At 63.4% G+C, this 22921-nt stretch carries 24 protein-coding genes, 1 tRNA gene and 1 pseudogene; 12 read left to right on the top strand and 14 right to left on the bottom strand.

Going from position 1 to position 22921, the window contains the following annotated elements; genetic code table 11:
- Positions 1-43: 43 nt before the first annotated feature.
- Both B9A23_RS17135 and B9A23_RS17140 read right to left on the bottom strand, forming a co-directional pair.
- A complete protein-coding gene (locus B9A23_RS17135) occupies positions 44-1663 on the bottom strand; it encodes a M20/M25/M40 family metallo-hydrolase (protein WP_084280254.1) in 1620 nt (539 codons plus the stop codon).
- A 76-nt stretch (positions 1664-1739) separates the two neighbouring features.
- Complete coding sequence (locus B9A23_RS17140; RefSeq protein WP_084280256.1) at positions 1740-2762, bottom strand: SAM-dependent methyltransferase; 1023 nt, start codon at positions 2760-2762, stop codon at positions 1740-1742.
- Positions 2763-2888: 126 nt separating this feature from the next.
- Between B9A23_RS17140 and B9A23_RS17145 the strand changes: the two genes are divergently transcribed.
- Positions 2889-4217 carry an NAD(P)/FAD-dependent oxidoreductase gene (locus B9A23_RS17145; protein WP_084280258.1) on the top strand — a complete coding sequence of 443 codons (1329 nt, stop codon included), beginning with the start codon at positions 2889-2891 and terminating at the stop codon, positions 4215-4217.
- A complete protein-coding gene (locus B9A23_RS17150) occupies positions 4217-4975 on the top strand; it encodes a DUF1365 domain-containing protein (RefSeq protein ID WP_084280260.1) in 759 nt (252 codons plus the stop codon). The genes B9A23_RS17145 and B9A23_RS17150 overlap by 1 nt, the downstream gene beginning before the upstream one ends.
- Here B9A23_RS17150 and B9A23_RS17155 read toward each other — a convergent pair whose 3' ends face one another.
- The 3 genes from B9A23_RS17155 to B9A23_RS17165 form a co-directional block, all read right to left on the bottom strand.
- On the bottom strand, positions 4976-5974 hold the full coding sequence (locus B9A23_RS17155) for an inorganic phosphate transporter (RefSeq protein ID WP_084280262.1): 999 nt from the start codon (positions 5972-5974) through the stop codon (positions 4976-4978). It abuts the gene before it with no gap.
- A 24-nt stretch (positions 5975-5998) separates the two neighbouring features.
- Positions 5999-6646 (bottom strand): DUF47 domain-containing protein, encoded by a 648-nt coding sequence (locus B9A23_RS17160; protein WP_084280264.1) that lies wholly within the window; start codon positions 6644-6646, stop codon positions 5999-6001.
- A gap of 129 nt (positions 6647-6775) precedes the next feature.
- On the bottom strand, positions 6776-7750 hold the full coding sequence (locus B9A23_RS17165; RefSeq protein ID WP_084280266.1) for a magnesium and cobalt transport protein CorA: 975 nt from the start codon (positions 7748-7750) through the stop codon (positions 6776-6778).
- Positions 7751-7824: 74 nt separating this feature from the next.
- Between B9A23_RS17165 and B9A23_RS17170 the strand changes: the two genes are divergently transcribed.
- From B9A23_RS17170 to B9A23_RS17200, 7 genes are all read left to right on the top strand, one after another.
- The gene (locus tag B9A23_RS17170; RefSeq protein WP_084280268.1) at positions 7825-9363 is read left to right on the top strand and encodes a flavin-containing monooxygenase; all 1539 of its coding nucleotides are present in this window, start codon (positions 7825-7827) and stop codon (positions 9361-9363) included.
- Between the two features lie 40 nt (positions 9364-9403).
- The gene (locus B9A23_RS17175; protein ID WP_084280270.1) at positions 9404-10165 is read left to right on the top strand and encodes a competence/damage-inducible protein A; all 762 of its coding nucleotides are present in this window, start codon (positions 9404-9406) and stop codon (positions 10163-10165) included.
- A gap of 3 nt (positions 10166-10168) precedes the next feature.
- Positions 10169-10885 carry a peptidylprolyl isomerase gene (locus B9A23_RS17180; RefSeq protein WP_084280272.1) on the top strand — a complete coding sequence of 239 codons (717 nt, stop codon included), beginning with the start codon at positions 10169-10171 and terminating at the stop codon, positions 10883-10885.
- Between the two features lie 34 nt (positions 10886-10919).
- Entirely contained in the window at positions 10920-11429 is a 510-nt protein-coding gene (locus B9A23_RS17185; protein WP_254895170.1) for a hypothetical protein, read from the top strand.
- A 73-nt stretch (positions 11430-11502) separates the two neighbouring features.
- Entirely contained in the window at positions 11503-12993 is a 1491-nt protein-coding gene (locus B9A23_RS17190) for a sensor histidine kinase (protein WP_176218037.1), read from the top strand.
- Complete coding sequence (locus B9A23_RS17195) at positions 12986-13432, top strand: response regulator (protein ID WP_084280277.1); 447 nt, start codon at positions 12986-12988, stop codon at positions 13430-13432. Before B9A23_RS17190 ends, B9A23_RS17195 begins: the two co-directional genes overlap by 8 nt.
- Entirely contained in the window at positions 13429-14469 is a 1041-nt protein-coding gene (locus tag B9A23_RS17200) for a sensor histidine kinase (RefSeq protein ID WP_084280278.1), read from the top strand. The genes B9A23_RS17195 and B9A23_RS17200 overlap by 4 nt, the downstream gene beginning before the upstream one ends.
- A gap of 7 nt (positions 14470-14476) precedes the next feature.
- Here the strand turns inward: B9A23_RS17200 and B9A23_RS17205 are convergent, their stop codons facing one another.
- The 3 genes from B9A23_RS17205 to rplK form a co-directional block, all read right to left on the bottom strand.
- Positions 14477-14656 carry a hypothetical protein gene (locus tag B9A23_RS17205; RefSeq protein ID WP_084280279.1) on the bottom strand — a complete coding sequence of 60 codons (180 nt, stop codon included), beginning with the start codon at positions 14654-14656 and terminating at the stop codon, positions 14477-14479.
- A gap of 92 nt (positions 14657-14748) precedes the next feature.
- On the bottom strand, positions 14749-15450 hold the full coding sequence (gene rplA / locus B9A23_RS17210; protein WP_084280280.1) for a 50S ribosomal protein L1: 702 nt from the start codon (positions 15448-15450) through the stop codon (positions 14749-14751).
- A gap of 4 nt (positions 15451-15454) precedes the next feature.
- A complete protein-coding gene (rplK, locus tag B9A23_RS17215; RefSeq protein WP_084280282.1) occupies positions 15455-15886 on the bottom strand; it encodes a 50S ribosomal protein L11 in 432 nt (143 codons plus the stop codon).
- A gap of 215 nt (positions 15887-16101) precedes the next feature.
- Between rplK and B9A23_RS17220 the strand changes: the two genes are divergently transcribed.
- Entirely contained in the window at positions 16102-17565 is a 1464-nt protein-coding gene (locus tag B9A23_RS17220) for a S41 family peptidase (protein WP_084280283.1), read from the top strand.
- A 27-nt stretch (positions 17566-17592) separates the two neighbouring features.
- Here the strand turns inward: B9A23_RS17220 and nusG are convergent, their stop codons facing one another.
- Entirely contained in the window at positions 17593-18132 is a 540-nt protein-coding gene (gene nusG, locus B9A23_RS17225; protein WP_039331850.1) for a transcription termination/antitermination protein NusG, read from the bottom strand.
- 32 nt (positions 18133-18164) lie between these two features.
- Positions 18165-18359, bottom strand: coding sequence for a preprotein translocase subunit SecE (gene secE / locus B9A23_RS17230; protein WP_084280284.1), 195 nt, complete (start codon positions 18357-18359; stop codon positions 18165-18167).
- Between the two features lie 286 nt (positions 18360-18645).
- On the opposite strand from secE, the gene B9A23_RS17235 reads away from it, so the two are divergent.
- A complete protein-coding gene (locus B9A23_RS17235; protein ID WP_084280285.1) occupies positions 18646-19161 on the top strand; it encodes a hypothetical protein in 516 nt (171 codons plus the stop codon).
- 208 nt (positions 19162-19369) lie between these two features.
- Here B9A23_RS17235 and B9A23_RS17240 read toward each other — a convergent pair whose 3' ends face one another.
- A complete protein-coding gene (locus B9A23_RS17240) occupies positions 19370-20872 on the bottom strand; it encodes a glycosyltransferase family 39 protein (RefSeq protein WP_084280287.1) in 1503 nt (500 codons plus the stop codon).
- Positions 20873-21069: 197 nt separating this feature from the next.
- Positions 21070-21145 (bottom strand) — tRNA-Trp (locus B9A23_RS17245).
- 69 nt (positions 21146-21214) lie between these two features.
- On the opposite strand from B9A23_RS17245, the gene aat reads away from it, so the two are divergent.
- On the top strand, positions 21215-21991 hold the full coding sequence (gene aat / locus B9A23_RS17250) for a leucyl/phenylalanyl-tRNA--protein transferase (protein WP_084280288.1): 777 nt from the start codon (positions 21215-21217) through the stop codon (positions 21989-21991).
- A gap of 35 nt (positions 21992-22026) precedes the next feature.
- Here aat and B9A23_RS17255 read toward each other — a convergent pair.
- A pseudogene (locus B9A23_RS17255) lies at positions 22027-22443 on the bottom strand (DUF2155 domain-containing protein); the annotation flags it as partial.
- Entirely contained in the window at positions 22443-22856 is a 414-nt protein-coding gene (locus B9A23_RS17260) for an NADH:ubiquinone oxidoreductase subunit NDUFA12 (RefSeq protein ID WP_084280289.1), read from the bottom strand. The gene B9A23_RS17260 and the pseudogene B9A23_RS17255, both read right to left, overlap by 1 nt.
- Between the last annotated feature and the right edge of the window lie 65 nt (positions 22857-22921).

Below are 22921 nucleotides of genomic sequence, written 5' to 3' on the forward strand. Positions count from 1 at the left end.
CCCGCCATTTACCAAGATGGCATGCGGGAAGCGGCGAGAGGACTTACTGGTTGGGATCCTGTACCTTGAACGGATCGGTTGCATCCGGCTTGGTCGGCAGCGGCGAGCGCGGCAGTTCCTTGTCGCTCATCGCTGCCTGCAGCAGCATGCCGGCAAGGATGACCGAGGCCTGACGCATGTCGTCGGCGCGCATGTGATCGAGCGTGTCGACGCTCGAGTGATGGACGCGGCTTTCATAATCGAGCGGGTCCTGAATGAACTGGTAACCGGGTAGGCCGATCGCCTGGAGATAGACGTGATCGGTGCCGCCGGTCTTGCTCATCACCACCTTGTCAGCGCCGAGCGAATTGAAGGGGCTGAGCCATTCACGCAGGATCGATGCCGCTCCGACGTTGCCCTCGGCATAGATGCCGCGGAACTTGCCCGAGCCGTTGTCCATGTTGAAATAGGCCTTGAGCTGCGAATATTCGGGCTTGGGCGTGATCGGGTACGCGTTGCGCCATGCTGAATAGCTGTCGATCCCCTTGAGCGCGGGATCGACCGGACGCGAAGCGAGGTGCTGTTCGATATAGGCCTTCGAACCAAGCAGGCCCTGCTCTTCCCCGCTCCACAGCGCGAAGCGGATGGTGCGCTTCGGCTTTACGCCCATTCTGGCAAGGAGCCGCGCAGCTTCAATGACTGCAACGCTGCCGGCGCCGTTGTCGGAAGCGCCATCGCCCGCGATCCAGCTATCGAAGTGGGCGCCGGCCATTACGTACCCTGCCTTGGGATCGGTGCCGGGGATTTCGGCGATGACGTTGTCGGCCATCAGGTCCTTGTCATCGAAGCTGGCATCGATCGACAGCGAAAGCTGCGGAGCGGCGCCGGTCTTGGCGAGGCGCACGAGGCGGCGGTAGTCTTCCTGCGCCATGTCCATTGCCGGCACGGCCAGCGTCTCGCCGGGGATGAAGTCATAGCCTTCGCCGTGGACCAGCTTGCCATCGCGGTAGGTCATCTTGACCATCGCCAGCGCGCCTTCGGCCTTGAGGAATTCCGAAAGCTTGCGGGCAAAGCCGCGACGCGCGACCTGCATGGCGAGGCCTTCGGGATCGTGGCGCGGCAGGGTGTACTTGTCGAGCTTGCCGATATCCTCGCCCGAGAGGCGTTCGAACACCGGGTCCTTGGACTCGCTGGTTTCACCGGGCAGGCTGACGAGGACGATCTTGCCGGCAAGCTTGCCCTTCCATGCCTCGAAGTTTTCGACCTTGCTCATCGGCGCGACCACGACCGGCGCGGTGATCATGCCGTTGGTGGCGGGCGACCACGCCACCGGCAGCACCGTAAGGGGCAGGCTGCGCGGGCTGGTCATCGTGGCGGAATAGCTCTTCAGGTTCCAGCCAAGCCCGAACTCGAACGGCTCACTATGAATGTTCTTCAGGCCATAGGACGCGAACTTGGCAGCGGCCCATTCCTCGGCCTTGCGGTGATTTTCCGAGTTTGTGAGACGCGGGCCGATGCGGTCCATCAATTCCGAGGCGGTTTCCATCGCATCGGAACGGTTGAGGCCTTCATCAAGCAGTTGGGCGATCATCCGGTCTTCGGCGGGGCCGGCGAGCACCGGGGCGGCAAAGGCGCACAGCGCGATGGCAGCGACGCCGGTGGCGGCGCGCGAGCGAACGGTCATATCTGGAAGTCTCCCCTGGGGCGGTTTCTATCGCAACCAGTCTTGCCGCTGGAAGGCCGGTTGCCAAGTGCCTTTTTCAAGACGGTTTCAGCAACCAGTGACTGACGCCCCATTCCTTGCCGCCGCGATGCCCGAACAATCCGGCGGTAGCGAGATAGAACAGACGCCAGCGGCGCATCCACAACGGGGTCTGCGCACCATAGACTTCGCGCAGGACCGGCTCGATCTCATCAGCGCGCGCATCGAACAGGGCCAGCCAGTCGCGCGCCGTCCGCTCGTAATGGGTGCCGTCCCACCACCATTCGCGCTCCAGCGCAAAGATATCGGCGAACTGGCCGATCAGCGCATGGCTGGGCATGATGCCGCCGGTGAAGAAATACTGCGCGATCCAGCTCGACTTGTCAGCGGTATCGAAGCGGTAGGGATACTGGCGATGGCTGAACACGTGAAGGAACAGGCGGCCATCGGGCCGCAGCCAGGTCTTCACCCGACCGAGCAGTTCGCGCCAATTCGCCATGTGTTCGAACATCTCAACCGAGACGACCCGATCAAATTGTCCCTCCGGCGCGAAAGCATTCATGTCTGCAGTTATAACGGTCAGGTTGGCCAGCCCGCGTGCCTTGGCCTTCGCGCGGATGTGGTCTCCCTGGGGGCGCGAGTTCGACACGGCGGTAATGCGGGCGTTGGGGAAGCGCGCGGCCATATGGAGACTGAGCGAACCCCAGCCGCAGCCAAGTTCGAGAATGTGCTGGCCATCTTCCAATGCGGCATGTTCGGTCGTGGCAGCAAGCGCGGCAAGTTCGGCCTGTTCCAGCGTCTCGTTGCCGGTGGGATAGAGGCAGCAGGAATACTTGGCGTTGGGGCCAAGGCTCAATTCGAAGAAGCGCGGCGGCAATTCATAGTGCTGTTCGTTGGCGGCATCGGTGTGTTCGGCAACGGGCCGCTCGGCCATCCATGCAGCGAAGCTGGCGTCGCCGGGCCGCTCGCGATGGACGGCGCGGCGGCGTTTTTCGCACATGAAGGACACGCCCGCGCGGGTCAACGCATCGGGCAGCGGGGCACGCTCGACGAGCGCGATTATCGGGGCAAGAAGGCTCACAAAGGGTAACTAGCCACCGGGGTGCGACTTGTGTCAACCTGTCACCACGGGAGCGGTCTACAACCCATGACGGATGGGTATTACGCGACGAACAGGTAGCTTGGCCGATGGGGGTCTGGGATCGTGATGAGCCGTGACGGCATGCCGGAGGGCGTGCTTGATATTGCCGTGATCGGGAGCGGGATATCCGGGCTTTCGGCTGCATGGCTGTTGTCGCAGCGGCATCGGGTCACGCTGTTCGAGGCGGCGGATCGGCTTGGGGGGCATAGCAACACGGTAGAAGCCGATGGCGTGCCGGTGGATACCGGGTTCATCGTCTACAACGAACGCACCTACCCCAACCTGACGGCGCTTTTTGCGCACCTGGGCGTGCCCACGCGCGAGACGGTAATGAGCTTTGCCGTGACGCTAGATGATGGACGGCTGGAATACGCGGGGGACTTGCGCGGGCTGTTCGCACAGCGGCGCAACCTCGTCTCGCCCCGCTTCTGGTCGATGTTGCGCGACCTGAGGCGCTTCTACAAGGCTGCACCGCGCGATCTGCCGGAGATGGGCGAGTTGGGACTGGGCGCCTATCTTGATGGACTGGGCTGCGGGCCGGCGTTCCGCGACGACCACCTCTATCCGATGGCTGCAGCCATATGGTCGACCCCGGTGCGCGATATTCCGCACCATCCGGCGGCGGCCTTCGTACGCTTCTTCGAAAACCACGGACTGCTGCAATTCCGCGAGCGGCCGCGCTGGCGCACGGTTGACGGCGGCAGCCGCGAATACGTGAAGCGCATCAGTGCTCCGTTCATAGAGGGCGTGCGGCTGGCCTCACCGGTCAAGCAGGTGCGCCGCCTGCCCGATGGCGTGCTGATCGACGCCGGGCGCGGCTGGGAGCGGTTCGACCATGTCGTGATGGCTGCCCACGCAGACCAGTCGCTGGCCATGCTCGGCGATGCGGACGAAAATGAGCGCCGCCTGCTTGGGGCTTTCCCTTATCGTAATAACGAGGCCGTGCTCCACGCCGATCCCCGATTGATGCCGCGGCGGCGCAGGGTGTGGTCGGCCTGGAACTATGTAGCGCGGCGCGGGGCCGAGCAGCATCAGCTTTCGGTGACTTACTGGATGAACCGGCTGCAGCACCTCCCGACCGACAAGGATCTGTTCGTCACGCTCAATCCGCTGGTCGAGCCTGACCCGGCACTGGTGATCCGCCGCGAGGCTTATGATCATCCGGTGTTCGACGTAGCGGCGGGCCTTGCCCAGAAGCAGTTGTGGTCATTGCAGGGGCAGCGGCGGACATGGTTCTGCGGGGCGTGGTTCGGCGCGGGCTTCCATGAGGACGGCTTGCAGTCCGGACTGGCCGTGGCCGAGCAGTTGGGCGGCGTGCGGCGGCCGTGGACTGTGGCGGAAGAGTCCGGTCGCATCCATGTGACGCATCAGGCGCGCGTTCCGGAAATGGCGTGATGGACGACGGGGCCCTGTACCTGGGGCACGTGCTGCACCGCCGCTTGCGCCCCAGCGTCCATGTGCTCCGCTACCGCGTGCTGCACATGGCGCTGGACATCGACCGGATCGACGCTCTGGCAAGGCGCCTTCGCCTGTTCTCGCACGGTCGCTTCAATCTGTTTGCCTTTCACGATCGCGATGTGGGCGATGGCGGGCCCTTGCGCCCCCATGCCGAGCGGTTGTTGGGCGAGGCCGGGATCACCCCGGATGGCGGCCGCATCGTGCTGCTGACCATGCCGCGCATCCTGGGATATGCCTTCAACCCGCTCAGCACCTGGTTCTGCCACGGCGCGGACGGGGCGCTTCGCGCGGTGATCTATGAGGTTTCGAACACCTTCGGGGAGCGACACAATTACGTGATCGCGGCAAATCCGGATGCGACGACGCTGCACCAGTCGACAGCAAAGCGCTTCCATGTCTCGCCATTCCTGCCGATTGACCTAGACTATGCCTTCCGCATCCAGCCCCCTGGCGAGCGCCTGGGGATCGGGATCACGGTGTCCGATGCGCAGGGTCCTGTCCTTGCCGCGGTCCACACCGCGCGGCGCGCAGCGCTGAGCGATGCCGCACTCCTGCGCGCGGCGATCGCCTATCCGCTGGCCACGCTCAAGGTGACGGCCGGCATCCACTGGGAAGCGCTGAAGCTGTGGATCAAGCGCGTGCCGCTGTTCCGCAAGCCAGCGCCACCGGAGCAGTCGGTGACGGTCGGCCGCTGATCAGAACAGCTTGGTCAGCATGTAGAAGGCGGCGCCGACGGTGGCGCTGGCCGGGATGGTGATGAACCATGCCGTGACGACGCGCTGCGCCACGCCCCACCGCACGGCGCTGGCGCGGCGGGCGGCGCCGGTGCCGATCACGCTGCCGGTGATGGCGTGGGTAGTCGACACCGGGATGCCGAGCGCACTTGCGCCGAACACCACGATCGATCCCGCCGACGAGGCGCAGAACCCGGTGTGGTGGTTGAGCTTGGTAATCTTGGTGCCCATCGTCTTGATGATCTTCCACCCGCCCGACATGGTTCCGAGCGAAATCGCGGCATAGCACGACAGCACAACCCATTCGGGGATGTGGAATTCGCCCTTCAGGTAGCCGGTGGAGTAGAGCAGCACGGTGATGATGCCCATCGTCTTCTGGGCATCGTTGCCGCCGTGGCTGATCGAATAGGCAGCCGAGGACAGCAGGTGCAGGCCCTTGAACACGTTCTCGGCGCGGCGGGGCTGAAAGCCCTTGAACAGCCAGCTGGTGAGCAGCACGAAGAACATGGCAAGCGCCATGCCGATCAGCGGCGACATGAAGATCGCGACGAATGTCTCGATCGTCTTCTTGGATTCGATCGCATCGAAACCGCCGTGCATGACGCCAGCGCCGAGCAGCCCGCCGATCAGAGCATGGCTCGACGACGAGGGAATGCCCTTGATCCAGGTCACGATGTTCCAGAACATCGCACCAACCAGCGCGCCGAACACGACTGCGGGGGTGACGATGTCCTTGTCGATGATGCCCTTGCCGATGGTGTCGGCCACATGCAGGCCGACCAGCCAGTAGGCGCCGAAGTTGCCCGCAGCGGCAAAGAGTACCGCAGCAACGGGCGAAAGCAGGCGCGTCGAGACGACCGTGGCAATCGAATTGGCGGCGTCGTGCAATCCGTTGAGGAAATCGAACGCCAGCGCCAGCGCAATCAGGCCAACCAGCAGCGGAAAGGCGAGCTCGTGCATCGGATCAGCTCCTGTCCCGCGCCGTCAGGCGTGGTCGATGACCAGCGCGTCGATCTCGTTCGCGACGTCTTCGAAGGCGTCGGCGATCTTTTCGAGGTGCTTGAAGATCTCGCGCGCAACGATGAAGGCGATATGATCGCCATCGGCGCGATGGCGCTGGAAATTGGCCTTGAGGCCCGCCTGGTGGATCAGGTCGACCTCGCCTTCCAGCTTGACGATGCGTTCGGTCAGCGCGTGCAGGCGTCCGCCGTTACGTTCGATATCGCGCAACAGCGGCATGGCTTCCGCAATCAGGCCCACCGCTTCGACGATCTTGTCGGCCATGGCCTGCATTTCGGGTTCGAACGCGGCGATCTCGTAAAGCTCGATGGCCGAGGCCGCGGCCTGCATCTCGTCGATCGTATCGTCCATCGCACCGATCAGCGACGTGATCGCGCCACGGTCGAACGGGGTCAGGAAGGTGCGGCGCACGGTGAACAGCACTTCGCGGATCACATCGTCGGCGGCATGTTCGCGGTCGCGGATCCGGCCAACCCACTGCGCGGCATCCCCGTGAGAGCGCGTCAGCTTGGCGAGGGCATCGGCGGCATCGACGCAAGCCTCGGCGTGACGCTCGAACATGCCGAAGAAATCGCCCGACTTGGGCAGGAGACGCTGGAACCAGCCAAACATCGTATTGCTTCCCGAATTGATGCACGCATCAGGGGAAACGAGTCGTCTCCGCCTTCGCGCGCACTAGGGCACCAGAGAGACTGTAACAATCGCAAAGCGCGCGATTGTCCACACGCTTGCAGTTCACGCCTAGAGCCAGCCGATCCGCCGGAACCGCAGCCAAAGCCCGCCGCAGACCGTAATGATCACCGCCCAGACAGCGAAGTACCCGTAATGCCAGTGCAATTCGGGAAGATACTCGAAGTTCATGCCATAGATTCCGGCGATGGCCGTGGGCACGGCCAGGATCGCAGCCCATGCGGCCAATTGCCGGGTCATCTCGCCCTGGCGGTGCTGTTCCAGCAGGCTGGCCGTCTCGACGATGGCGGCAAGGGTTTCCTTGAGGCCGCGCATCCGCGCCATCGCGCGCCGCACGTGATCGAGCACGTCGCGAAACCAGATGCGGGCTGCGGGATCGATGCAAGGCAGATCGGCCAGAACGAGCCGCTCGCACATTTCCTCCATCGGCCCGATCACCCGTTCGAACCGGCGAAGCTGGCGGCGAAGGCGGAATATGCGGCGGATCACGGCCTGTTCGGGGAACACGTCAATCGCCGCCTCCTCCATTTCCTGCGCCACCTCCTCGAGTTTTTCCAGCAGCGGCAGATAGCCATCGACGATGAAATCGAGCACTGCGTGCAGGACGTAGTCCGGCCCCTCGGACAGCCGATCGACCTGAGTCTCGAGTTCGCTGCGCAAGGCGCGATGGGCGCGCGTGCTGCCGAAGCGAACGCTGATCAGGAAGCCCGGCCCGACGAAAAAGGCGGTCTGGCCGTAGTCGATTTCCTCACCGTCCTTGAGTTCGGCAGTGCGGGCCACGACGAACAGGGTCTTTCCGTAGACTTCGACCTTGGGCAGCTGGCGCGGATTGAGGGCGTCTTCGACCGCCAGAGGGTGGAGGCCATACTGCCGCTGCACCAGCGCCATCTCGGCAGGATCAGGCTCGCACAGGCCGATCCAGTCGAAGCTATGTGTCGGAAGTTCCGGCGCGGGTTCGCCGGTCAGTTGCAGCGCTTCATCATGGGCGGTGCCATGGCTGTAGCGGCGGGCAGCGATCAAGGTCATCTGTCATGATTGGCAAACTCGGGCGCCACTGGCAATCACGCCCGAGTGTGCTAACATGGCTGTAAATACAAACGATGGAGAGAGAGACCGTGGGTGCACAGCAATCCACCTTTGCGGCGAGCAAGCCCGACGTCGATGTCCTGATCGTCGGCGCCGGCATCTCCGGTATCGGCATGGCAGCGCACATGAAGATGCTCTCCCCCGACCGTTCGTTCACGATCGTTGAACGCCGCGCGCAGATCGGCGGGACCTGGGACCTGTTTCGCTACCCCGGCGTGCGATCGGATTCCGACATGCACACGCTCGGCTTCGTGTTCGAGCCGTGGAAGCACGAGAAATCGATCGCCGATGGTCCTTCGATCCTCGAGTATCTCAACCGCATTGCCGACGAGCGCGACATCCGCCGCCACATCCGCTTCGACAGCAAGGTGCTTTCGGCAGACTTCGACAATGCTTCAGCCCACTGGGTGGTGACGCTCGAAGGGCCGGACGGGCAACGCAGCCGGGTGACAGCAGGCTGGCTCTATCTCGGGTCAGGCTACTACGATTACGACAAGCCGTATGAGGCAGAATTCACCGGTCGCGAAGAATTCAAGGGGCAAATCCTGCATCCACAGTTCTGGCCAGAGGACCTGGATTATTCCGGCAAGCAGATCGTGGTGATCGGATCAGGGGCGACGGCGGTGACGATCGTGCCTTCGATGGCGGGCAGAGCGGCGCACGTGACCATGCTTCAGCGCACGCCCACGTGGTATGCCACGCGCCCGGCCAAGGACGCGATCGCCAACTTCCTGCGCAAATGGCTGCCCGAGGAGACTGCCTACAAGATCACCCGCTTCAAGAACGTCAAGTTGCAGAACCTGTTCTTCAAGCGCGCGCGCACGAAGCCGGACAAGGTTGCTTCATTTCTGACGAAGCGGATCAAGGCTCTGCTTGGCGACAAGTACGACGAGAAGGCATTCACCCCACCCTACAAGCCATGGGACCAGCGCCTGTGCCTTGTTCCTGACGGGGACCTGTTCGAAGCGATCAAGGCAGGCAAGGCAAGCGTGGTGACCGACCAGATCGAGCGGTTCGATGCCACCGGTATCCAGCTCAAGTCTGGAAGGCATCTCGATGCCGACATCATCGTGACGGCGACCGGCCTCAAGATGGTCATGGCCGGCAAGATCGCGATCAGCGTCGACGGTGTGCCGGTCGATTTCGCCGACCGTTACTACTACAAGGGCGCGATGTTCTCGAACGTGCCGAACCTTGCGGCGGTGTTCGGCTATCTCAACGCTTCCTGGACCCTGCGTGCCGACATCAACGCGCGTTACATTTGCGATGTCCTCAACACCATGAAGGCGCGTGGAGCGGATGTGGCTGTGCCCCGACTGGAAAAGGGCCGCGAGCTCGACGAGGACAACATTTACGACTTCTCGTCGGGGTACATCACGCGGGCCCGCCACTTGCTCCCCAAGTCGGCGAGCGACATGCGCTGGCGGCTGAACCAGGATTACGTGCGCGATGTTGCGTGGATGCGGGAAGACCCGATCGACGACGGCGTCCTTCAATTCGGTCATGCAAGCCAGGCCGCCCTTTCGGACACGCACATCGAAGCGGCGGAATAGCGCTTTTGCAGGTGCGGGCCTTGCGGTATCCCCCCTGCATATGACCAACGAATCCCGCATATGGACCGCCGCGCTCGTCGTCGTGGGCGACGAGATCCTCTCTGGCCGCACGCAGGACAAGAATATCGCCCAGGTCGCATCGTGGCTGGGCGTACAGGGCATCCGCCTGCGGGAGGTTCGGGTCGTGCCGGACGACATGGACGCCATCGTCGAGGCGGTAAACACGCTGCGGGCGCGCAATGACTACCTTTTCACCACGGGCGGCATCGGTCCGACGCATGATGACATCACCGTGGATGCCGTGGCACAGGCGCTCGGCGTGGACGTGGTGATCCACCCCAAGGCGCGGGCGATCCTCGAAGCGTACTACGAGACGCGCGGCGGCCTCAACGAAGCGCGGCTGCGAATGGCGCGCGTGCCCGATGGCGCCGACCTGATCGAGAACAAGGTTTCGGGTGCACCGGGAATCCGCGCAGGTAATGTCTACCTCATGGCCGGCGTGCCTGGCATCACCGCGCAGATGCTCGACGGGCTGACCGGACAGCTTGAGGGTGGACTGCCGCTGCTGTCGACCACGGTTGGCTGCTGGGTTGCCGAAAGCGAGATCGCAGACTTGCTGCGCGAGACCGAAAAGGCCTTCGAGGGCGTGCAGATCGGCAGCTATCCGTTCTTCCGCGAAGGCAAGACCGGCGCAAACTTCGTTATCCGTTCGGTGGACGAGGCGCAGTTGCAGGCCTGCGCCCATGCGCTCGAGGAAGGCCTCGGCGCGATTGGCCGGTTCCCCGTGTCGGGAGGGATCTGAGCAATGCTGGACCGCCGCCTTGCCCTGCTCGCGCCGCTGGCCTTTGCGCTGATCGCTGCAGCGCCGGTGAAAACGCGCGCCCCGGCCGCACGACCGGTCGTGCCGACTTATCCTGCGCCATCCAAGGCTGCCCTGCCCGACAAGGTGCGGGTTGCGCTGGAGACCGAAGCCGGACGGATCGTCGTGGAACTGGACGTAAAGCGCGCGCCGGCGAGCGCCAGCAACTTCGTGCGCTATGCCGAGACCAAGCGGTTTGACGGGACGGTGTTCTATCGCGCCATGCATCTCAAATGGGGCGAGCAGCCCAACGGCCTGATCCAGGCCGGGACGCGCGGCGATCCCAGGCGCAACCTGCCACCGATCCCGCACGAGCCGACCGACGTGACCGGCATCATGCACAAGGCCGGGACGCTTTCCATGGCACGCTATGCCCCCGGAACCGCCACAGGCGATTTCTCTATCATGGTATCGGACCAGCCTGGCCTTGATGCCCAGCCCGATTCTGCCGATCCCGAGATCAAGGCCGGTTATGCCGCGTTCGGGCAGGTGATCGAAGGCATGGACGTGGTGAAGACGATCTTTGCCGCGCCGATCTCGGAAACCGAAGGCGAAGGGATCATGCGCGGGCAGATGCTTGCCAAGCCGGTGAAGATCCTGACGGCTCGTCGATTGCAGGATACGGCAGTAACCGCACTCCAGGCAGCAGCACCTGCGCCCTGAGGCTGCCCCTGCCCTGTTGCTGACGTTGGCGACGGTGAGCAGTTGCGCCACATCGCCGCTGTCCAGCCTGGAACGCACCCTGTCCGCCAACCAGAGTGCGACCGCAGCGCTCGAGCAGTGGTGTGCGGCGCGACGGATCGCCAGCCCCGCGATCGTGCGCGCGATTGCCGATCGTGATGCTCGCCGCCCCGCCTCTGCCGCCATTCGTGCCAGCCTCGGGGTGCGGCCGGACGAGCCGCTGGGTTACCGGCATGTCCAGTTGGCCTGTGGTGAACGGGTGCTGTCAGTAGCGCACAACTGGTATGTCCCGGCCCGGCTGACTGCCGCCATGAACAGGACGCTGGAGACAGGCGATACACCGTTCGGCAAGGTGGTGGCACCATTGGGTTTCACCCGCCAGCGGCTGGAGCGCCAGCGCGGCGGAAGTGCGGACTGCCCTGCCGGGACCGTGCTTGCCGATAAAGCTGTCCTGCGCGTCGGTGATGGCACGGCGATCAGTTTCGTGGTGGAATGCTACACAGCAGCCAACCTTTCGCGCGACTGACATATTTTCGAGTTGGGCCGGGAACCGCCTGCGGCGTGCGCAGTTACGTCCTGCACGGGGAGCTTCACCAGCAATGCCGACTACGCCAGTCTATGCGTTCTCGCGCGATGCAGGGAACAATCGTCTAATCCTTCTCCTTCTGGGGATCGGCTTTGCCGCACTGATCGCCGCTGTCGTGGCCGTGGTCGTCGTGCAGCGGCAGGCCGAACGCGATGCTTACTGGGTGGAGCACACGCTTGACGTGGAAGCCTCGCTCAACCGCTTTGTCCGCCATGCCGAGCGCGTGGAGACAGCGCGGCGCGGCATGATCATCGCCCCGCGCGAGCAGAGCTTCTACCAGATCGCCGATTCCGCCATCTCGCAAGCCGAACGGGAAATGGCGCAGCTCAACCGGCTGGTCGCAGACAACCCCGTGCAAATTCGCTCGGTGACTGGGCTGAGCAAGGCGTTTGAAGCCTATGCCAATCGCGCCCGGACGACCGCAGCAGAAGCCAAGCTCGGCATCGTCAAGGTGGCGAGCCTCGACGCTGATACGGCAACGCAATCGATCCGGTTCATCCGCAGCTTCTCCGACAGGATGCTCGAGCGCGAAGACCGGTTGCTGCGCATTCGCAACCTGGATCAGGATCGCACGCGGAATCTGCTTTCCGCAATGCTGGGCCTTTGTGGTGCGCTGATCATTGGCGTTAGCATTGCCGTCATCCTCATCATCCGTCGCAATATCGGCGAAATCGACACCAAGCGTCGCGAATTGCATCTGCTCAATCAGGAACTTGAATCGCTGGTCGATGCGCGAACTTCGGAGTTGCAGCGCGCCAATGCTGAAATCCAGCGCTTCGCCTACATCGTCAGTCACGATCTTCGCTCGCCACTCGTCAACGTCATGGGCTTCACGGCCGAACTGGACGCCGCCCGCAAGGCAATTGCGGATCATCTCGCCAAGAGCGAAGAGGCGCTGCCCGAAAACGTTCGCATGGCCGTCGACGAAGATCTGCCCGAATCAATCGGCTTCATTCGCAGTTCGACGCAAAAGATGGACCGGCTGATCAACGCCATTCTTCGGCTCTCGCGTGAAGGGCGGCGCACCCTGTCCGCCTCGCAGCTTGATCTAGCCGGGCTGGTGCAGGCGATCATCGATTCCCTGCAGCACCGCATCGACGAGACTGGCACAACGATCGAGATCGGACAGCTCCCGGCGCTGGAGAGCGATCGCCTTGCCCTGGAGCAGATCCTTTCCAATCTCATCGAGAACGCGCTGAAGTACCTGCAGCCCGGACGCCCCGGGGTGATCCGCATCGATGGCAACGTGGCGCATGGACGTGCGCATATCCATGTTCGCGATAATGGCCGCGGCATCGAACAGCGCGATCACGAACGCATCTTCGACTTGTTCCGGCGCTCGGGCACGCAAGATCAACCGGGCGAAGGCATCGGACTTGCACACGTTCGGGCGCTTGCCTACCGGCTTGGCGGACTGATAGAAGTTTCAAGTGAAAAGGGTGTCGGTTCAACCTTCACGCTCTCGCTCCCCCTGAAGTTCCAAGCCGGAGTAGCCGATGCCTGAATCCCTTGCCGTCAACATCGTCATGATCGAGGACGATGAAGGCCATGCCCGGCTGATCGAGAAGAACATTCGCCGCGCCGGCATTTCGAACGCCATTCGACATTTTACCGATGGCACGACCGCGATCGATTTTCTGTGGAACGATCCGCACGGCCCTGCCCACAATGGCCCGGCCCTGGTTCTGCTCGATCTCAACCTGCCCGACATGAGCGGGATCGACATTCTGGCCAAGATCAAGGGCGATGCGCACCTGCGCCGCACTCCCGTGGTCGTGCTGACCACGACCGACGACAAGGTGGAGATCCAGCGGTGCTACGACTTGGGCTGCAACGTCTACATCACGAAGCCGGTGAATTACGAGAATTTTGCGGAAGCGATCCGGCAGTTGGGACTTTTCCTGTCGGTGATCCAGGTGCCGGACGCCGAGGGGGACGCTTGAGCGAAGAGCAGATCCGCCTTCTCTACGTCGACGACGATGCTGGCCTCAGGCGACTGGTACAGCGCAGGCTGCATAATGACGGCTTCGCGATAACTCTGGCCAGCGATGGCAATGAAGGTCTTTCGATGGCGTCGGACAATACGTTCGATGTCATCGCGGTCGATCATCACATGCCCGGCATGGACGGCATGGAAACGCTCGAGCGGCTGCTCACCCTGCCCGATTGCCCACCAATTGTTTATGTGACCGGTGCCGATGACGGTCGGCTTGCTGCAGCCGCCTTGCGCGCCGGTGCAGACGATTACGTGGTCAAGACTGTCGGCGAGGACTTCATCGACCTGCTCCGCTCGGCATTCACCCAGTCGCTTGAACGCGTGCGCCTGCGTCGTGCCAAGGAACAGGCCGAACGCGAACTGCTGGCAAGCAACGAACGCCTTGCCGCCCTCCTGCGCGAAGTGAACCACCGCGTCGCCAACAACCTGCAAATGACGATGAGCTTCATCAACATGCAGGCCTCGGTGCTTCCCGAGGGCGAGGCACGCAACGCCCTGCTCGCCTCACAGCAGCGCATCGGCGCGATAGCCCATGTCAATCGCCACCTCTACGCGACCGGCAACGTCGAACATGTTGCCATGGACGAGTATCTCGAAAATCTTGCCCGTGACCTGGCCGAGACGTGGACGTCTCCCCATGCGCCACGCCGGGTCACCGCAACGTCCGAAGCCGTCGAACTGCCCACCGACAAGGCGGTAACGCTCGGCATCGTCATTTGCGAACTTGTCGCCAATGCCTGCAAGTACGCCTACGGCAGCGATTGCGAAGGTGATGTGCGCATCATCTTCGGCACGAACGGTGATGGGCGCATGAGGCTGACGGTGGAGGACGAAGGTCTGGGGCTCGACGAGTCAGCACAGCCCAAGGGAACGGGCCTGGGCCAGCGTCTGGTCAAGGCCATGGCACGCGGGCTCGGCGCGACGCTCGATACGCAGTCGGCAGCCCCGGGCTTGCGCATAACGCTGGAATTTGCGGTCGATTGACCGCGTTTCAGGGGCGCGGCGGCACTGTCCAGTCCCCTGTTGCCCCTTCCATCGCCGCTTGCGCATAAGCCTCAAGCTCGCGCCAGTGACGGTCCCAGCCAGGTCCGCGCTTTTCAGGCGGGATAATCGCCTCGACCTGCAGGCGGGCGGCGGTAACGGGATTTTCGGGGCGTTCAGGCTGGGGCATCAGCCGCTCCTAGACGCCTTGCACAGATAGAAAAAGGGCCGGAGAGGTTTCCCTCCCCGGCCTTCTTTTTCGCAGGCTGCGATCGCTGAAGATCAGCCGCCGTTGACCTGTGCCAGGTCAACCTTGAGGCCCGGACCCATCGACGACGACAGGCCGACCTTGCGCAGGTACTTGCCCTTGGCGCCAGCAGGCTTCGCCTTGACGATGGCGTCAACGAAGGCTTCGAAGTTGGCGCGCAGCGCTTCGTCCGAGAACGAGAGCTTGCCGATGCCGCCGTGGATGATGCCGGCCTTTTCGACGCGGAATTCGATCTGACCGCCCTTGGCAGCCTTGACCGCTTCAGCGACGTTCGGGGTGACGGTGCCGAGCTTCGGGTTCGGCATAAGGCCCTTGGGACCCAGCACCTTGCCGAGGCGGCCGACGATGCCCATCATGTCGGGCGTCGCGATCACGCGGCCGTAGTCGAGATTGCCGTTCTGCATGTCTTCCAGCAGGTCTTCGGCACCAACCTTGTCAGCGCCAGCGGCGAGAGCGGCTTCAGCCTTGTCGCCACGAGCGAACACGGCAACCTTGACGTCCTTGCCGGTGCCCGAAGGCAGCGTGACCATGCCACGAACCATCTGGTCGGCGTGGCGAGGATCGACGCCGAGGTTCAGCGAGACTTCGAGGCTCTCGTCGAACTTGGCGGACTTGAGGTCCTTGAGCAGCGCGATCGCTTCATCGACGCCATAGAGCTTCTGGTTGTCGCCCAGCTTGGTGTCGAGGGCCTTCTGCTTCTTGGTCTGCTTGGCCATGCTATCAGCCCTCCACCACGGTGAGGCCCATCGCGCGAGCGGAGCCTTCGATGATCTTCGTTGCGGCGTCGATGTCGTTCGCGTTCAGGTCCTTCATCTTGGCCTGGGCGATTTCCGCCAGCTGCGAACGCTTGATCGAACCGGCCGAAGCCTTGCCCGGGGTCTTCGAACCCGACTTGATACCGGCAGCCTTCTTGATGAAGAAGGTGGCAGGCGGGGTCTTGGTCACGAAAGTGAACGAGCGGTCCGCGTAGACCGTGATCACGGTCGGCAGCGGGGTGCCCTTTTCGACTTCCTGCGTTGCAGCGTTGAACTGCTTGCAGAATTCCATGATGTTGACGCCGCGCTGACCCAGCGCCGGACCGATCGGCGGAGCAGGCTTGGCTTCACCAGCCGATACCTGCAGCTTGATATAGCCTTCAATCTTCTTGGCCACGATGGCCTCCTTTCTTCCTGTCGGCCCGCCAGCCAAGGCAGACCTCAGAGTGAGCGGTCAAACGCCCCGATACTGGGACTCCCGCACGGACCCACGGACAGATTCGCCCGCAAGAGTGCGCGCCCTTAGCGACAATGGTGCCGAAAGCCAAGCGCCAAGCGCAGGCCAGGCGCAAAGCATGCGGCGATCTGCCAAAGCCGTGATAGCCTTGGAACGTGAGGATCGATCGCCGGACACTGCTCGCCGCTGCCCCTGCAGCCCTTGCCACCCGTGCGGTAGCCGCCGTGCCTGCGCCAGCGCTGCCCACCGTCGCCGCGATCAGGCGAGACTTTGCCATCCTGTCAGAAGCCTATGATCGCCTCCATCCCGGCCTCGACCGTTATCTTGGCCACGACCGCTTTCGTGATCTGGTGCAGGACGAAGTCAGCCGGCTCGTCAACGGGCCGATGACCACCCGCGATCAGTATCTTTCTCTCGCGCGGGTGACAGCTGGCGTCCGCTGTGGCCACAGCTACCCGAATCCATCCAATCAGTCGAAATCCGTCATCGCGCAGATCGTGGGCACAAGTGCGGCCGTGCCCTTCACATTTGGCTGGATCGACGGACAAATGGTGGTGACTGGCATCTTGCGGGCCGATGTCCCGCTCAGGCGCGGAGATACCATCACCGCTGTCGATGGTGTTGCGACCTCCACGCTCCTGCGCCGGCTATTGCCGCTAGCCCGTGCGGACGGCAGCAACGACGCCAAGCGGCTTGCGCTGCTTGGCGTGGAGAGTCAGGACACTGCCAATCCGTTCGACCTCTATCGTCCGCTCGTTGCCAGGCACGGTCCTGCCCATCGCATTGCACTGACATTGGCGGACGGTCGCACCATCGACCTTCCATCTTTCATCCGTCCCCCAAGGGTCCGCGGAGCCGACAGGAACGATGCCGAAAGCAATGGCTGGAACCTTTCCATCAGCGCAGGCGTGGGCACCCTGCGCATGGACAACTGGGGTCTCTATGACAGCAAGTGGGACTGGCAGGCCTGGCTGGAAGCCGCATTCGATCGCATGATCGATGAGAAAGCCCATGGTCTCGTGATCGACATACGCGCCAACGAAGGCGGCATCGACTGCGGCGATGCGGTGCTGGCAAGATTGATCGACCGGCCGCTTGCGCAGGCGGTGATGGAACGCCACGTGCGCTACAGGTCAATTCCCGATGCGTTGCGCCCGGTGCTCGACACGTGGGATCGCAGTTTCGACGACTGGGGCGATGCGGTCAGGCCCTCCTCACGCAAGGGCATGTACAGGCTTGTGCGCGGAGACTTCGACCTGCCGGGTGCAAGGCTCGAACCGAGAGGCAAGCGCTTCGAAGGCAAGGTCGCGGTGCTGGTGGGGCCGACCTGCTCTTCAGCCACATTCCAGTTCGCCGAAACAGTCAAGCGCAGCGGCGTGGCCGTGCTGGTCGGCGAGCCCACTGGCGGCAACCTGCGGGGCATCAACGGCGGTGCGTTCTATTTCCTGCGCCTGCCGGAGACCGGTTTGGAGGTGGACCTCCCGCTGATCGGCTTCTTTCCATCCAGCCCTCAACCGGACGCGGGTGTCATGCCGGATGTCCCAGTGCAGACGAGCGCCGGGGACATCGCATCGCGCCGGGATCGGGCCATGGAAAAAGCGCGCCAGCTGGTGAGCTGACGCGCCTTTGCCTGCGTCGTCGAAAGATCAGCCGCGAACGAGTTCGACTTCCTCGAAGCCCAGTTCCACAGGTGTGGCACGACCGAAGATCGAGACCGAAACCTTCACGCGGCTCTTGTCGAAATCCAGTTCCTCGACCACGCCGTTGAACGAGGCGAAGGGACCCGCGTTGACCTTGACCTGATCGCCGATCTCGTAGTCGACCGAAACGTTCTTGCGCGGCTCGGCAGCGGCCTGTTCGCGCGCGCCGAAGTAGCGGGCGGCTTCCTTGTCGGAAATCGGCTGCGGCTTGTTGTTGGTGCCGAGGAAGCCGGTGACCTTCGGCGTGTTCTTGACGAGGTGATAGATGTCGTCGTTCATCGCCAGCTTGGCGAGCACATAGCCCGGCATGAACTTGCGCTCGACCTGAACCTTCTTGCCGCGCTTCACTTCGGTGACGGTCTCGGTCGGCACTTCGACCGCTTCGACCAGCTGCGAAAGACCGATGCGCTCGGCTTCCGAAATGATCGCTTCCTTCACCTTGTTCTCGAAACCGGAATAGGCGTGAATGATGTACCAGCGGGCCATTTTTGTTCTCTCAGGTCCTGGAGGTGGTCAGATCAGGCGAGCGACAGCAGAAAGCGCACGATCATGCCGAACAGCGAATCGATGCCGAGGAAAAATACAGCAAGGATCAGCATCATGATTGCCACGAAGATCGCGGTGGTGGTGGTTTCCTGCCGGGTCGGCCAGACCACCTTGCGCGCTTCGGCCTTCACCTGGTTGAAGAACTCGCCGGGGCTGGTCTTGGCCATTGCTCGAACGCCTTGCTTGCTGCGGCCGGGGCCGCGTGGAAACTCGTTTCTTCCGTCTAGGGGACATCGCCGCCCCGGACAGGTCCGGGAGGGGCTGGCGATTTTCCGATGTCGGAAGTGGGCCTGATCTAGTCGCAGCGACGCGGTTTGGCAAGATGGAGCGTAAGCGACAACTTGCACCTTGGACCCGATGGTCCGCCCAGAAGCCTGGACCCTTTGCATCTCTGGTCGGTTCTTACCCCCACGAACAGGGGTGAGTTTGACGGGGGCTGAAAGGAACGCAACCATGAAGAAGATCATCCTCCCGCTGGCGGCCATTGTCTTTGCCGGCACTGCGCAGGCGCAGAGTACCACCGCCACCACCACAGCGGGCGACCAGGTTTCCACTGGCACCGCAACGGGTTCAACCAATGCCAACACCGGACTTGGTGCTGACGTCAGCGTAAGCGCACAAGCCCAGCGCCAAGCCGACGACAAGGGCATCGGCGCAGACGTTTCGACAACGGCCAAGGTCCGCAACGACACTCGCGCCGAAACACGTGCAGCAGATCGTGCGCAGCGGAAGACCGAAGCAACCGCAGACCGCCTTGAACGCAAGACGATGAGCACTGCCGATCGCGCTCAGCACCGCACCGATCGTACCATCAACGATGTAGCCACTTCGGGCGCCCTTGATACGGCAGTTTCCGGGCGCGGCGCGCTGGGCGGCTCGCTCGGCAGCACCGGCATGGGTGCGTCCGCCGGTATCGGCGGCGGCCTTGCTGGCACCGCTGCTGGCGGCCTCGGCCGGGGCCGGAACTGACGCCAAAACTTACGCGATCATTTTCGCAGTACTGGAAAAGGGCGGGCGTAGCGGCTCGCCCTTTTTCGTGCCGGTTCTACCGAAAACGCCGGGCCGCAGTCTTCCAATGCGCGCGACGATTGCTAGCCTGGTCTCAGTTCTCAAGCGAACCAGACGCATTGGGACGCGACTTGGGGCGGTGCCGGATCGGCGCCGCCCCTCTTTTCCTTCAGAAGCCGGACGACGGCATCCACATTTCGACGGCACCGGCCTTGCCGGGAATGGCAGCGACCTTGCGATAACCTCCAGTTCGCGCAAGCGCATGCACCAGCGCTATGCGCTCGGGCAGCTCGCAGACCATGTGATGCGTGGGCGATGCAAAGACGAGTGCAGCGGGGCGCCTTTCCATGATGCGGCGAATTTCGGCATCGGCTGCGACCGGCAATGCCGGGAACTCGCAGACCAGATGCTGGTGGAAGGAAAACCGCGTCAGTGTCGGCGCGCCGCTAAGCTGATAGACCACCGGGTCGTAATTCACCACGTAGATCGGTTTGCCGGGAGCGTGCTGGCGCAAGTAGGCTGCAATGCCAAGGGGTTGCGAATCGTGATCGGGATCGTCGCGCAAAAGCTGGAACAAAACGGGCCAGAGCACGACCGCGGCGACAATGACCAGGGCCCATCTGGCAAGGTCCCTGCGCTCCACCAGAGTGAGTGCGGCCAGTACCCTTGCCGAAAGCAGGCACAGCGGCGCAAGCAGTGGCAAGGCATAGGCAGGATATGTCGCGCGCATGGCAAGCTCTGCCAACGCGGCCGCACCCAGCCAGCCCCAGGTCAGCAGCGCGGCATCGGGATTGGCAGGTCTGACGCCTGCTCCCCGCCACGACAGGCGCTTGCGCTCGGCCCAGCCAAGGCCGGCAAGAAGCAGTAGCGGCATTGCGGTTTTCAGTGAGGCGAGCACCCGCACTGGCGCTTCGGCCAGTGTCACGCCATCGCCATGAAGTCGCAGCAGCGCGCCGAACACGCTGGCGTCCAACAGCTCGGTAAAAGCGCCGTGGGCCGCGAAATAGAGCGCGAAGGCACAGGGGACCATGGCAAGTCCTGCACCGAACGCGGCAAGTGCGGGCAAGCTGCGATGGCGCCAAGCAAGATAGCCGGCGAGGAACAGGATTTCGAAGCCCGCCGTCTGCTTCATCATCGGCGCTGCGCCCATGACAAGGCCTGCCAGCAGCAATTGACCGGATGCCCTTCCGGCCGTCGCGGCAAGCGTGATGCCCCAGATGACAAACGGCGCTGCAAAAAGCTCGGGCTTGTTGGCAAGGCCATCGAACAGCAGGCTGTAGGTCGGCAGAAGGAGCGCGGCGATCAGGGCGAGGCGCGAATCACCCAAAACGCGCTGGCCAAAGCGATAGAGCCCCGCCGCCCCCGCCCCGATGGCAAGCGCAGCGAGAATCCTTCCGCCGAACGGGGCCGCGCCGAACATCGCATCGGCGAATGCGAACACCAGGAAGATGCCCGGTGGCTTGATGTCCCATGTGCCAAGATAAGGAAGTTCGCCCATGCGCCAGCCATGGCCGATCAACCAGAACAGCGCCGCATCGGCATCGGCACGGGGCGCGATGCCGAAGGGCAGGCGCACCAGCGCAGCCCACAAGAGGAGCGCGACGGCCACGATGAGGAACGGCAGGCGCACCGCAGACCGCACCTGCCGAATTTCCATCCCTATCGATGCCATGCCCGTGCCTGCCCCCTAGCGTTGCACAAGCCTTTTCGACCGAACATGGTTAAGGAATTGCTGCCGTTGAGACCCTGGCTGGCAAGAACGCACCCACTGCAGGTTCGTGATGGTGTAGCGTGGTTGAGGGGCTTTGCGGCTATGCTGAGAAGCAGATCATGACCTCGACCCGGCAAGGGCTTCGCCTTGCGGGGAGATGGCAGGAGTGGAGGGACTCGAACCCACGGCCCTCGGTTTTGGAGACCGATGCTCTACCAACTGAGCTACACTCCTGTGCTCTGGGCGGCCCCTTAAAGGGTTGACGACAGGAGTGCAACCGACCGAAACACATTATTGAAGATTATGGCCCGCAACGATCCCCATTCCATCCCGCCCGAGCTTCTGCTCAAGGCCTATCGCGCCGGGATCTTCCCGATGGCGGACAGTCGCGACGACCCTGAAGTGTTCTGGGTAGAGCCGAGAATGCGGGCGATTCTCCCGCTGGACAGCTTCCATCTGTCCAAGTCACTGGCGCGCACGCTCCGGCGCGGACGCTTTGCCGTCACCTGCAACGCGGCTTTCGAGGCGGTCATCGACGCCTGTGCAGCCCCTCGCCCCGGGGCCGAGGAAAGCTGGATCAGCGCACGGATTCGCGAAAGCTATATCGGCCTGCACGAGCACGGCCATGCTCATTCGATCGAATGCTGGCAGGACGGGCGCCTTGTCGGCGGACTCTATGGTGTGGGATTCGCCCGGGTGTTTTGCGGCGAATCGATGTTCAGCCGCGAAAGCGATGCCTCTAAGGTAGCCTTGGCATGGCTTGTTGCGTCGTTGCGAAGAGTGGGGGCCGAACTGCTAGACTGCCAGTTCACCACCGCGCACCTGTCATCGCTCGGGGCGGTGGAATTACCCCAGAGCCAGTATCTGCAATTGCTTTCAGCTGCGCAGCGGCCCTATTCGTCGGCAGAGCTGGCAGCCGGCCGGGCGCTGGGCGACGAGCTGGGCTTTGGACTGGGCGGCGTAACCGGCGGTGAAGCGCCGCTGGCGTTGCCACTGGGCTTTGCCGCATTGCGCGCAGCGGCAAGAGGCTCTTCCTCGCCCGGGAACGTCATCGCGCAATCCTTGACCCACACGTCATAGACCGGGTGTTCGACCACGCTCAGCGACGGGGCGTTCTTGAACAGCCAGCCGGAGAAGACCTTGCGCCAGGCAAGCGGCTCGCTGGTGGTGGCGCGTTCCTCGACGTAGAGCTGAACGAAAGCGCCCGTTTCCGGGGGGTCTTCCCACGGCGCAGTCTTCTCGCACGTGGCAAGCTTCACGATGGCGTTGCCGATGCGGCGCGATTCGCCGCTTTTCAGCACAACTTCCTGCGTGATGTTGTTGCGCTTGTTGAGGAAGCCCAGCGTTGCCACCCGGTCCTTGATCGGTGTGCCGAATTCGCTTTCCACCGCAGCGCCCGATGCGCTGACGACGGCCGAGCCGGTCTCGGTCGCCTCGGGCGGAGGCGGAGGAGCCTTGTCACCGCAACCGGCAAGCGCCAGCACGCCCGCAAGCGCGAGCCCGCGTGCTACCGCCGGCGCAATCGATGGCATCAGGCTTCCGGCACCCAGGCTTCGTAGTCACCCGTGGCTGCAGCCCGCTTGCCACCGCGTTCCAGCGCACCCTGCGGGCGATAGGCCTTGACCGTGCCGGTGGCGTTGGGGGTGTAGTCTACTTCCCAGATGCGCGGCGGCGGCAGATTGCTTTCGGGCACGCCGTCAAACGAGCCGTGCAGCCAGCCGTGCCATTCCGAAGGCACGCGGCTGGCGTCGTTCGCGCCGTTGTAGATCACCCAGCGGCGTTCGCGCCCGGCGAAGGGATGGCCCTTGGGATAGGGTTTCTTGGCGCGGAAATACGTGTTGCCCTGCGCGTCGGTGCCGACCTGCTCGCCCCTGAGGGCGCTGTCGAGCATGGTGGTCACGGTAGCGCCATTCCACCAGGTGAAGATCTTGCCGAGGATGCTCATGATACCTGCCTTGGATATTGGGCGCGCTTAGCCGCTGATGGGGGGAACAGGCAAGCGCTCAGATG

Source organism: Novosphingobium sp. B1 (assembly GCF_900176395.1).
Lineage (GTDB): Bacteria > Pseudomonadota > Alphaproteobacteria > Sphingomonadales > Sphingomonadaceae > Novosphingobium.

Bases quoted from the DNA above. Each gene is read 5' to 3' on its own strand.
- B9A23_RS17240 (WP_084280287.1), bottom strand. From the start codon at position 20,872: ATGGCATCGATAGGGATGGAAATTCGGCAGGTGCGGTCTGCGGTGCGC.
- B9A23_RS17145 (WP_084280258.1), top strand. From the start codon at position 2,889: ATGAGCCGTGACGGCATGCCGGAGGGCGTGCTTGATATTGCCGTGATC.
- B9A23_RS17135 (WP_084280254.1), bottom strand. From the start codon at position 1,663: ATGACCGTTCGCTCGCGCGCCGCCACCGGCGTCGCTGCCATCGCGCTG.
- B9A23_RS17175 (WP_084280270.1), top strand. From the start codon at position 9,404: ATGACCAACGAATCCCGCATATGGACCGCCGCGCTCGTCGTCGTGGGC.
- B9A23_RS17165 (WP_084280266.1), bottom strand. From the start codon at position 7,750: ATGACCTTGATCGCTGCCCGCCGCTACAGCCATGGCACCGCCCATGAT.
- B9A23_RS17190 (WP_176218037.1), top strand. From the start codon at position 11,503: ATGCCGACTACGCCAGTCTATGCGTTCTCGCGCGATGCAGGGAACAAT.
- B9A23_RS17205 (WP_084280279.1), bottom strand. From the start codon at position 14,656: ATGCCCCAGCCTGAACGCCCCGAAAATCCCGTTACCGCCGCCCGCCTG.
- nusG (WP_039331850.1), bottom strand. From the start codon at position 18,132: ATGGCCCGCTGGTACATCATTCACGCCTATTCCGGTTTCGAGAACAAG.
- aat (WP_084280288.1), top strand. From the start codon at position 21,215: ATGGCCCGCAACGATCCCCATTCCATCCCGCCCGAGCTTCTGCTCAAG.
- B9A23_RS17160 (WP_084280264.1), bottom strand. From the start codon at position 6,646: ATGTTTGGCTGGTTCCAGCGTCTCCTGCCCAAGTCGGGCGATTTCTTC.
- B9A23_RS17195 (WP_084280277.1), top strand. From the start codon at position 12,986: ATGCCTGAATCCCTTGCCGTCAACATCGTCATGATCGAGGACGATGAA.
- B9A23_RS17155 (WP_084280262.1), bottom strand. From the start codon at position 5,974: ATGCACGAGCTCGCCTTTCCGCTGCTGGTTGGCCTGATTGCGCTGGCG.
- B9A23_RS17235 (WP_084280285.1), top strand. From the start codon at position 18,646: ATGAAGAAGATCATCCTCCCGCTGGCGGCCATTGTCTTTGCCGGCACT.
- secE (WP_084280284.1), bottom strand. From the start codon at position 18,359: ATGGCCAAGACCAGCCCCGGCGAGTTCTTCAACCAGGTGAAGGCCGAA.
- rplA (WP_084280280.1), bottom strand. From the start codon at position 15,450: ATGGCCAAGCAGACCAAGAAGCAGAAGGCCCTCGACACCAAGCTGGGC.
- B9A23_RS17260 (WP_084280289.1), bottom strand. From the start codon at position 22,856: ATGAGCATCCTCGGCAAGATCTTCACCTGGTGGAATGGCGCTACCGTG.
- B9A23_RS17150 (WP_084280260.1), top strand. From the start codon at position 4,217: ATGGACGACGGGGCCCTGTACCTGGGGCACGTGCTGCACCGCCGCTTG.
- B9A23_RS17170 (WP_084280268.1), top strand. From the start codon at position 7,825: ATGGAGAGAGAGACCGTGGGTGCACAGCAATCCACCTTTGCGGCGAGC.
- B9A23_RS17180 (WP_084280272.1), top strand. From the start codon at position 10,169: ATGCTGGACCGCCGCCTTGCCCTGCTCGCGCCGCTGGCCTTTGCGCTG.